This is a genomic window from Bartonella sp. CM120XJJH, assembly GCF_042194715.1.
Classification (GTDB): domain Bacteria; phylum Pseudomonadota; class Alphaproteobacteria; order Rhizobiales; family Rhizobiaceae; genus Bartonella.
Map to the genome: position 1 here is coordinate 10,899 of NZ_JBHINE010000016.1, position 10,163 is coordinate 21,061.

Annotated in this window: 9 protein-coding genes; 2 read left to right on the forward strand and 7 right to left on the reverse strand. The window is 36.9% G+C overall.

Features of this window, described 5'->3' with window-relative positions:
- The first annotated feature begins 99 nt into the window (after window positions 1–99).
- On the forward strand, window positions 100–465 hold the full coding sequence (locus ACFIKU_RS06885; RefSeq protein WP_375657086.1) for a hypothetical protein: 366 nt from the start codon (window positions 100–102) through the stop codon (window positions 463–465).
- Between the two features lie 43 nt (window positions 466–508).
- The gene (locus tag ACFIKU_RS06890; RefSeq protein WP_375657066.1) at window positions 509–958 is read left to right on the forward strand and encodes a hypothetical protein; all 450 of its coding nucleotides are present in this window, start codon (window positions 509–511) and stop codon (window positions 956–958) included.
- Between the two features lie 1,310 nt (window positions 959–2,268).
- On the opposite strand, the gene ACFIKU_RS06895 is transcribed toward ACFIKU_RS06890, so the two are convergent.
- The 7 genes from ACFIKU_RS06895 to ACFIKU_RS06925 all read right to left on the reverse strand — a co-directional run bounded on the left by ACFIKU_RS06895 (window position 2,269) and on the right by ACFIKU_RS06925 (window position 10,006).
- Window positions 2,269–3,030 (reverse strand): DUF4167 domain-containing protein, encoded by a 762-nt coding sequence (locus tag ACFIKU_RS06895; RefSeq protein WP_375641790.1) that lies wholly within the window; start codon window positions 3,028–3,030, stop codon window positions 2,269–2,271.
- Window positions 3,031–4,712: 1,682 nt separating this feature from the next.
- Entirely contained in the window at window positions 4,713–5,156 is a 444-nt protein-coding gene (locus tag ACFIKU_RS06900) for a hypothetical protein (protein ID WP_375657067.1), read from the reverse strand.
- Window positions 5,157–6,353: 1,197 nt separating this feature from the next.
- A complete protein-coding gene (locus tag ACFIKU_RS06905) occupies window positions 6,354–6,527 on the reverse strand; it encodes a hypothetical protein (RefSeq protein ID WP_375657068.1) in 174 nt (57 codons plus the stop codon).
- 773 nt (window positions 6,528–7,300) lie between these two features.
- Window positions 7,301–8,098: a hypothetical protein gene (locus ACFIKU_RS06910; protein WP_375657069.1), complete on the reverse strand. Its 798-nt coding sequence runs from the start codon at window positions 8,096–8,098 to the stop codon at window positions 7,301–7,303.
- Window positions 8,099–8,189: 91 nt separating this feature from the next.
- A complete protein-coding gene (locus ACFIKU_RS06915) occupies window positions 8,190–8,516 on the reverse strand; it encodes a hypothetical protein (RefSeq protein WP_273791313.1) in 327 nt (108 codons plus the stop codon).
- A gap of 698 nt (window positions 8,517–9,214) precedes the next feature.
- On the reverse strand, window positions 9,215–9,580 hold the full coding sequence (locus tag ACFIKU_RS06920) for a hypothetical protein (protein WP_273791312.1): 366 nt from the start codon (window positions 9,578–9,580) through the stop codon (window positions 9,215–9,217).
- Between the two features lie 138 nt (window positions 9,581–9,718).
- Window positions 9,719–10,006, reverse strand: a complete 288-nt coding sequence (locus ACFIKU_RS06925; RefSeq protein ID WP_273791311.1) for a hypothetical protein — start codon at window positions 10,004–10,006, stop codon at window positions 9,719–9,721.
- Window positions 10,007–10,163 lie beyond the last annotated feature (157 nt).

Below are 10,163 nucleotides of genomic sequence, written 5' to 3' on the forward strand. Positions count from 1 at the left end.
GGGGGAACTAAAAAACTGTAAAAACGTTTAACAGTGAAGAAGCCCCTAGGCTGACAAATTGGAGTCTGCGCTGTCAACCTATCATTTGGAAAATAATTGATGAATCCCCTTGTTTTTATCCTCTTATTAGTTTCGTGTACAGATGATTTTAATAGTTGCTATTCGAACAATACAATGGTTAAAATCTATCCAACGGCTCAAGCATGTGAACAAGCCATGATACCCTCCACAAAAAAGTTTGCACTTTATGGACAACAAATTTTTGCCCAATGTATAAACGTACATGCAAATCTACATCAACAAGAAGTAAAATTGATCTGGTCTGTAACAAACCATGGAAATTTCCTGCTAAAAAGCCAAAGTGTAAATAACAAGATATCTACAGTCCAGAAAGAAGGTATTTTACCAACATCACTTCCTCTTTTGCATTCTTCTTCCACAAACCTCTTGCACAAAAAACTTTAAAAGCATAAACCCATCAGATCTCAAAAAATAGTCAATGAACGACATGATGGATAATAAGCGAATGCAACCTTCAAAAGACTATCACACAGAGCAAAACTCTCTGCCTCAAGATCTCCCTTTAGATCCTGCTGTAGAACGAGTGAGAAAAAAACTTATGGGTTTAATGATTATTTCCGTTTTAATAACGCTTTTCCTTATTCTAACTGTACTGTTTTTAATTGTTTATAAAGTGATAGCAACCGGATCAGCGCCAAAAAAAACAGAGCTATCTTCCTCTCCCAGCAAAATCCCACACGTTATCCATCATACGCTCTCTCTACCGGAAAAAACACAGATTTTGTCGCAAAGCCTCTCAGAACACAATATTGTACTGAAAGTTTTAACCCCTGATGGACAGACAAAATTTATGATTTACAATTATCACACCGGTGCATTAATCGCCGTTCTTTCTGTTGAAACAACAAAAGAAAGTTCGAAGATAATGCCTCATTAAGCAAACGAACATCACCACAAGCGCTTAACATAGCATCCCAGAAGATTTAAGCATTTTCCTCTGCTTCAAGATTGACCACTTAGGCGACGACGCGGTTTTCTCTGTACCCCCTTACTTAAATCTCAGCAAAGAGGCAATCTTTTCTGCCAACTGCCTTCGTTAAGTTCCTGATACTGCCCCCGTGAAAATTCAAAGAAAGCGCAAGAAGCCTCTTGGAGCATATATAATTTATCATCATGATGCCAATAACATCACCATAAGCGCTTACATAGCATCCCGGAAGATTTAAGCATTTTCCTCTGCTTCAAGATTGACCACTTAGGAAACGGTAGATTTTTCACTGTATCTCCTGATCTAATCTCGGAAAAGAAGAAACCTTTCTGTCAACGCATTCCCATTTTTAAGAAAACTGACATCGCTTGGGAAAATCTAATGAACATGCAAGAAAGGCATCTTCTTGAGTGCAAATTCTTGAGTGCAAAAATTCAACATAATTAATTTATAGTGATGATTTATTTTGCATGTCAAACGGGAGCCTCAAATACTGTAAGATTCTCCCCTTTCACATCTGTTCATAAGGAACTGAATCAAAATCATTGCCTCACATATCCCAGCAAGCAAATGGATGAATAAAAATACCTCTTATAAATGATCCGGTATCAAAAAAAGAACTGTTGCAACATTGAAAATTAAAGCAATAACGCCCAGCTTGCATCTTTATTAAGCAAAGATAGCCGATGTATTTCACGTGATAGAATTCATGAACACCAGCGCAAAATGGGCATAAATACATTGAACAGTTAAATATAAGTATGAATGAATAAATAAAACAACGACATTGCGTTCTTCATACAAGAACTGCCTCTTAAAATACACAGATGTGGTTTTCTCTGTATCCCATCACTTAAATCCCAGCAAAGAGGCAATCTTTTCTGTCGACCCCCTTCGTTAAGTTCCTAATACTGCCCCATGAAAATTCAAACAAAGCGCAAGAAGCTTCTTGAGCAGATATAATTTATCATCATGATACCAATAACATCACCACAAGCGCTTAACATAACATTCCTGAAGATTTAAACATTTTCCTCTGCTTCAAGATTGACCACTTAGGCGACGGCGCGGTTTTCTCTGTATCCCCTCACTTAAATCCCAGCAAAGAGGCAATCTTTTCTGTCGACCCCTTCGTTAAGTTCCTAATACTGCCCCATGAAAATTCAAACAAAGCGCAAGAAGCTTCTTGAGCAGATATAATTTATCATCATGATACCAATAACATCACCACAAGCGCTTAACATAACATTCCTGAAGATTTAAACATTTTCCTCTGCTTCAAGATTGACCACTCGGCGACGGCGCGGTTTTCTCTGTATCCCATCACTTAATCCAGGCAACGAAGAAACCTCTTTTGTTGCTGTTGATGCATCTCCATTGCTCGTGCTTTCTGCTGTTGTAAGTGAAAGCTCAAGAGATGATTCATCTTGGGTCCGTACAGTACGTCGACGCGGAGAACGACGTGTTTTTTTGACGGGTTCAACATTTTTCTCAGAGCGACAGTGCTCTTGATCCGTTTTTTCATCCGATAGAGCTTCTAAAGCATTTTCACGCGCATCCCCATTTTGCGCTTTATCATATTGGCCATTGCCATTTTTTTGCGACGGCATCTGTAATACATCTGTATCATCCTCGACAGCATCCTTTTTTTCACCGTCAAGATTTATTTCACCGCATTCTTGCCCATTGTTTTCATCACGATTTTCGTTTTCATCACCACGATTTTCATCACGCCGAACTGATTGAGACATTTGCCCAGCTGCTGCTAAAATAATACGCAAATAGTGCTCGGCATGTTGTAAATAATTTTCCGACATAACACGATCACCTGCACCTTGTGCATCACGCGCAAGGCTTATGTATTTATCGGCAATTTGCTGAGCATTCCCGCGAATTTTAACATCCGGACCGCTACTTTCATAATTGCGAGACAACGGATTAGGACCGCGACGATTATTATTGTTATTACCATTATTGTTATTATTGCGACCGCGTACCCGTCTATTTTGTTGTGGCCTCATTTTTATCCCTTTTTGGAGTGTTGATCTTTATATGTGTCTTAATTGACGCTTCCTCATTGCATTACCTTTTGATAATGCTGATCATGTTTAACATACGGTTATCAAGCTATCCGCGTTTATTTCACTCAAACGAACCCTACTGATATTGATAAAAGCATATATTTTCTTGAAAATCTCAAAACAGCAGGGAAATCGTAAATCAAAAATTCCCTTTTTCTCTGTCAAACAGCAGAAACCTAATGATGTTCACGTAAAATGCCAAGTGTTTTTTTTAAAATAAACCATATTTCACTAAAAAAATAACTATCTTGTGGAAAACAAAAAGGAAAAAACACACACTCAACATACCTGACAAAGAAAAATCCTGCCAGAGAATATTAGAAGCTTCCTTTTTTGCTCTAAAACCACCGCTCCTAAAAACGCCGATATTCTCTCCCCTCTCGTGCATGTAACTCACAAGCACTTCCATCCCAACGAGTCACTGCGCGAACCTCTTTATTTTATGAATATAGCCTCTCTTCATCGCTAAAGCAACCCCTTGCAAGCGATAATCCACGATCGCTTCACAAAAACTCTTGATTTTTATAGATAGATTAACACGAAGTATTATTCAAGCCCTATAATCACCAAGAGATCAATCTTCTTTCCCAAACAAGTCAATGATACTATCAATTTCTATTTTAACCCATAGAGTTTTTAAGTTAATCACAGTTTATATTTATAACAAATTGAGCTTAAAAACAAAATATTTAAATACAAAAAATATCAAATTATAAAAAAACGACCAACATGTCACACTTTTTTAAAAATCAGCTTCTTCTCAAAAAAATGCTCTCCTCAAAGTCTATCAATAAGAATGGCATAATGCATTTCCTCTCTTATCTTTTTTGATAAAGAAAACTGGAATTATAAAACAAATACATTTGTAAACCCAGCACAACGCTTTACGCATGAAGCATGCCTTGAATGTTTATAAAAGGAATGTTTCTGTTTGACTCATTTTTGTCATGTCTATTGACTTTACGCCCTCAAAAAATGAAGGTTCTCAAGTCACAATGTTCTGTCAACAATGAACATTCTTGTAAAATTCGTACACTGAATTGATTTATAATGATAAGTCATATTTTTGTGCTGAGTAAGAAAACTTAATACCGTAGAATTTTTCATCCCCAATCTGTCTTCTGTTGAATCAATCTCTTTTTCTTGCATGTTACACGTGTGAAAGCCTGCGTAGAATAAAAACGATAAAAAAGACTAAAAGTTCCTCTTATGAACCGTCTCTACGGCTCAAGAGCTGTCGAGAAGCACCATTTGGAGCGAGCAAAGTGTGAGATAGCACCGGCTTACTCTTTTTTAAAGCGTAAAGATGAACATGCTTTATAAGTTTTATACACTTCACGGGATTTTACTATTATACCATTCACCAAAACCATTACGAAATGGATTTCCCACGCCCGTTATTTCCCTTAAAAAAGCGCAACAAATCCTCCTGAAACTCCACCACGCCCCCTTAAATATTTCAAGAAGACCATCCATGCTTTATGTCGCCACACCTTAAATAAGAAGTGCGATATAACAAAATAAATAAATCAAGCTGCTATTGATCTTGAGGCAGATAGTCATTTAAGAGGCTTTTATCTTTTCAACAAAATTCGCATCCTTTTAACTTTCCCTATAAAAACTTAAAAGTAATTGCGTCTTTTGCCTGTTTTATTTTCTCTTTCATTGAGAAAACAGTCTCGTAAGAGAAAATAATTTCCATCCCCAGGACGCACCCTCGTCAAACATTGTTTTTTAGCACTATCAGAAAGCTTATCCCACATTTCACGAATAGCAAAATAGGCCTCACTTTCCAAATTAAGACAATGCTGATAAACTTCTCTTTTCATATCGGGCATAACGGAAGCAGAAATTTCCTTGCAATATACGCGCAAATCAAAAACAGGAATAACCAATTCAACGGGAGCTTGTTGTGTTATTTTTTTATGAGAAGAAAAATAACTGACCACCTTTGCAACAACAAAACACAAAATCACTATACAAAAAAGTATTATGCAAACAAAAGCAATCTTGCGATATAATCTTTTAAAATAAGCCTTTTGTCTTGCCCGGATTCTTTGTTCCATAAAGATTGTACCCTTTAACATCCCAAGAGAAGCTTTTTACAGTAAAAAATGATAGCAGTATCTTTGTACACAATACAGGTTATAGCGGCAAACGATCAAGACTCTTATGTCAAAAGACTCTCTTTTTTTATCGTATAAAATTTTTGTGAAACACTTTTCTCAGGACATTTATAAAAATAGGGATTATGATTTTCTCTCACCACTTTTAAAGACGAAGATTCTTCATCCATGCGGTTCTATAAAAAATTCGTCTTCTTTAAGATACATCACATTGATTTATAAAGAGTATTTATTGTTTTGCATATTGAATGAGAAACCCGACCACCATAGGATTCTCTCATCCTAAATTTGTTTTCTGTTGAAACGATCAAAACCATGTCGCTTGCAAATTACAAGCGGAGCTGGCATGTGGATTAAAAACTGTACCAAAAAGGCATATGCCTCTTATGAATCGTCTCACGAACCAAGGCTTTCGTAACATTGGAAACTGGAAAAATATATGAGAGTACCAACCTGCACTTTTATGAAGCATAAAGATGAGGGAGATACCTTATAAGTTTTATACATTTCATAGGGGCTTTACCCCTATACCATTGACGAGTGTTCTTGTAAAAGGGACTTGGGAGTGGGATATCTCTTTAAAAACAAGTCCATGAATATGCAATAAATGTATATTCGGAGACAAATAATATTTTAATATTTGAGGCATTCTGTTTTTATGTGAGAGGCATGATCCCAAGAAGACACACGATACATAAAAGCATAAGGCATTATCTTCATTATTTAAATAATATTGCTATAGATAGTTTTGAAAATTATAAAGGAAAAAGATGATAGTCCGAAGAGTGATTAATATGCCTTTATATTTTTCTCAATAAGGCTGTCTTCCTATTTCAGAAATCACTCAAATACAGCCCCCATCTGACATACATAAAGTCTAGCTTACAAAAGCTGGAATCGCTCAGAGAGTTTTGCCCTTCTGAATCCGTAAGGCTCTCATTCTTCTTTCTCTCAAACATGTTACAGCTTTGAAATTTGATGTTGTTTGACAAGCAACAAAAAAGCTCTGTACTCTCTTAAGAAAACAACGCCTTAAAGTTACACACATAATGGATTGGAAAGATGTCTTAGCTTTTTATCAAACGCGCTGTAAAACAACGAGCGTAACATATTGGCTTTTTGCTTATCCCAAAATGTTCATCCTAATTTCTTGCCTCCAATTCCCTTGCCTCCAATTCCCTTGCCTCCAATTCCCTTGCCTCCAATTCCCTTGCCTCCAATTCCCTTGCCTCCAATTCCCTTGTGTCCAATTCCCTTGTGTCCAATTCCCTTGTGTCCAATTCCCTTGTGTCCAATTCCCTTGTGTCCCATGCATAAAGATCAAGTTGAAGGAAATATATGGATAACCCTAGACTTGAAAATATGAAAGGAAGGCGTGACAGAGTTTCGCGTTCCTTATGTCATGCAAAAGCATTAGATATTCTGAAATAAGCACTCTTGCTATCTCGTAATGATTTCTTTTTTCTGCTACCGGTCAAATCCCTTTATTTAGAGAATTGGCTATCACAAGTTATGCAACAAATAGCGCTATATGCAACAAACAGAACCTGATTTATATCCGCATGGAATTCGTTCCAGTTTACATGATTGGCTCGCAAAATCCACTTGACTTTCCCCTTCTTCTTTCCCCCTCATGGGATCTCTATCACCATAGAACAAAAAGCGATATTTTATGACGCTTTATGGACAAAATCCCCACCGCCCGAAGAGTTCATCACATGACGAAAAAACACCCCTCATATTCACCACACACAAACACTTCAATATATAAAATTTACATGCCTTCTATCACCGCACTCTCAAAAGGCAACACGACAACAAGATAAGAAATTATTGATGTAAAACTCCAAACAAAGAAAAGAACGGACTTTCTAATCGAGATCAACAAATACTGTTAAATCAACGCTTCCATTTTTGATGATGTCACACCTATGCTTTATAGCACCCCTATCACACTTCATAATACCGAAAAATTTTCTCTGCCCTACGCACTATGCGCATCAGAACCAATCAAATAAAACAGAAATGCGCTATCTCCCTACTTTTTTGTTTTTGATTAAATAGCAAGATATAGCTGTAATTCTTTAAAGAGCTTCATACCATAGATTCATTTTATACATAATATCATCAACAGAATGTTTGTATGTGCTGCAGGAAGAATCCCCAGAACGCTCCATATGACCACTGGATGAAGAGCTGTTACAGGATTCTACAAGAAATGCCAGTGACATTGGAGATAACGCATCCTCGCTATCAGAATAATAAGCTGATAAAAAAGTGTAATCTTGTGAAGGAAGTGTCCCCGAATTTACTTGTGATGGAGCGGCAACAAAAAGAGAATTAAAGGTTCTAGGACCAATGACAATATCACCATTCGCTTGCCACATAATACTTCTTGCAGAGTATATATGATTTGTATTGATTGCCCCCAGCGAAGCCCATTCATCCTGCCATAAATATGCATAATAAAGATCCATAACTTGTTCATGTTGAACAACGTTGTCAGCAGACATGGCTGTATCAAAGAGTGAGTTAGGAACATAATAAAAATTTATATCTGGAATAATTTCATATAGCCAGTACGTTTCATCAGGATTATTAGCAATCTGTTGCCGCGCCATTCTGTAAACTGCATTCATACTTGCAGTTGTAGACACAAATGCTGAAGTCTGTTGAGCAATAGAGTGCCCAGTTACATGATGTATGATATCCTGATCATCCCCCCAAGGGGCAAAACCTCCTCCAAAGAATATAACAGATGGAGAGCGATCATCTATACGGAAAACCATATGGGGAGGATCAATAGCATATGACAGATTTACATCTGAAAAGAAAAAAAATAAAACTGTCACTAAAAATACTGAGAATGCTCTTTGAAACATTTTTATACCTTTGATATACACTCCATATTTTATACCTGTAACCTCTTGAAGAGTTACAGATATAAAAAGGGAGAAAAAACCCCTATTGATCTTATTTTAAAGTGATGGCTAAAACCCTTTTTGCTGGCACATGACCCGCTTCAAAAATAACCATTACTTTTCTGTTCAAAATGACTGCGGTTTTTGCCAAATCCAAAATACTTTTTCCAACAATGTTATCACAGCCCCAAATGCCTTTTTGAATGTCTGAAGTAGGGCTGATACCGTATCTGAGCTCTAGGCGACATTGTGCTCCTGCGCTAACGACTTGAACCGAATTGAGATAACCGTTTTGTTCATAAACTCCAGCATGAGAAACACCTGTTGTTAATGCTATCATCACCAAAACAATGGATATTTTTTTCAAAAAACTTTTCATAATTTACCTCTTTTAAATTTATTGCAACGGACATGAAATGCATCCCCATGCAATCTAATGGATATTTTTAGCCTCCTCGCCTCCTTAAAGACGAGAATTTTGACCAGCTTTAGCCCGTGATAAGGCTGCCTCATCTCAGTCTATTCTGCCCCCTACCCCGCTGTTGCACGATTTATTTTACAGGCTCTACAGCAAAGCCTTCCCTTATTGGTGCCGCGTGAATGATGACTTATTCACACAACAAAACATCGCATGCACAAGCTCTATCATTGGCAATACTACCACTGAAAATGTCTGCCATTGTTAATGTACGTGCATTCTACGGATTCAAAATGTGTCTATGATTTATTGCCTATCGCAAGCGGCATACTGTCAACAAAGACAATTAAGACAAGTATTTACAGCCTCACTACGCTTAAAATCTTTCTAACACCAAACGCTAGAATGAAATTGCCATCTAAGCTCAAACGACGATTGATGCAAAATTACTCAGTTTAAAATAGAAAAAACTGTAGTTGAATATCTTAAGATAGATCCTCAATACCGATCACTCATGAATTCTGTAAAACATGAACGATTATACTCTGAGTAAAAACTGTAAATCAGAAAACTGCTAGGGTTAAAATAACCTTAGTGTAGAAGATTGACCATTTTCCAAGCATCACTTATTTAAGTCACAACGAATACAGATAATACGCTTAATTATCACGCACTCTCAGCCCTCGAATAACATTGATTGGATAGTTACTTCTGTAACAAATATCAACGAATTGCGATGTACTGTAAGCTCTATAGGCCAGCTCAACAATCTCAGGACTTTGAATATGAAATGTTCTTCCTGTAATTTGTGACATTTCTGGCTCTTCTGTAGGCCTCGTTTCCAAAACAGAGAGAATATTTACCCCTTGCAAATTTTTATATGGAATGACAGAAATATTATTGATGATTTGTGATCGAACCATTGTTCCGCCGATATCTGAACAATCATCTGAAATAGTCCTCAAACGTGCAGAAGCTGGTCCAGTAAGACACAAAGCTAAAAATATTAAAATCAATTTTTTCATTATAGAATACCTCTTTTTCATTTTTGGTTGATCAAAAAAATAAATGCTCTATGGACAGGCAAATAACTATCCTGTTCACAACTATCTATCTCACTGCTTTAAAGGAGCTAAATCCCATAGAGACACAAATCGAGATGGTTAATCACCCATCGTTTTACTTTTATCCGCTTCTTCAGCGTCTTGTTTGTGTTTCACATCTTCAAGATCTTTGATAATCGTTTTCAATTGTTGTTCTAAAATATCCAAACGCTGTGTAAGTTGGAGAATATTTTGAGTCTGTATTTTATCAAAACATTGGAGATCTTGACGTGTTTGCTTCAACAGAGCATTCAAAGGAGCATGTCCCATTCTTCCGCTAGCATAAAGAACCACACGAATACATTCAGGATCATCAATATCAGCAATAGAAAATGGAAAAAGTGCCATTATATCCCCCTTTTTGATAAGCTAAACGCGTATTAAGCATTTGAATATCTTTTTCCGTTGTACGGCTCTTGCATGTCTCAAGACAATCTCAGACAACCTCAGACAACCTCAGACAACCTCAGACAACCTCAGACAACCTCAGACAACCTCAGACAAC

Excerpts from the sequence above, each read along its gene's own strand:
- ACFIKU_RS06885 (WP_375657086.1), top strand. The coding sequence starts at position 100 with ATGAATCCCCTTGTTTTTATCCTCTTATTAGTTTCGTGTACAGATGAT.
- ACFIKU_RS06890 (WP_375657066.1), top strand. The coding sequence starts at position 509 with ATGATGGATAATAAGCGAATGCAACCTTCAAAAGACTATCACACAGAG.
- ACFIKU_RS06895 (WP_375641790.1), bottom strand. The coding sequence starts at position 3,030 with ATGAGGCCACAACAAAATAGACGGGTACGCGGTCGCAATAATAACAAT.
- ACFIKU_RS06900 (WP_375657067.1), bottom strand. The coding sequence starts at position 5,156 with ATGGAACAAAGAATCCGGGCAAGACAAAAGGCTTATTTTAAAAGATTA.
- ACFIKU_RS06905 (WP_375657068.1), bottom strand. The coding sequence starts at position 6,527 with ATGGGACACAAGGGAATTGGACACAAGGGAATTGGACACAAGGGAATT.
- ACFIKU_RS06910 (WP_375657069.1), bottom strand. The coding sequence starts at position 8,098 with ATGTTTCAAAGAGCATTCTCAGTATTTTTAGTGACAGTTTTATTTTTT.
- ACFIKU_RS06915 (WP_273791313.1), bottom strand. The coding sequence starts at position 8,516 with ATGAAAAGTTTTTTGAAAAAAATATCCATTGTTTTGGTGATGATAGCA.
- ACFIKU_RS06920 (WP_273791312.1), bottom strand. The coding sequence starts at position 9,580 with ATGAAAAAATTGATTTTAATATTTTTAGCTTTGTGTCTTACTGGACCA.
- ACFIKU_RS06925 (WP_273791311.1), bottom strand. The coding sequence starts at position 10,006 with ATGGCACTTTTTCCATTTTCTATTGCTGATATTGATGATCCTGAATGT.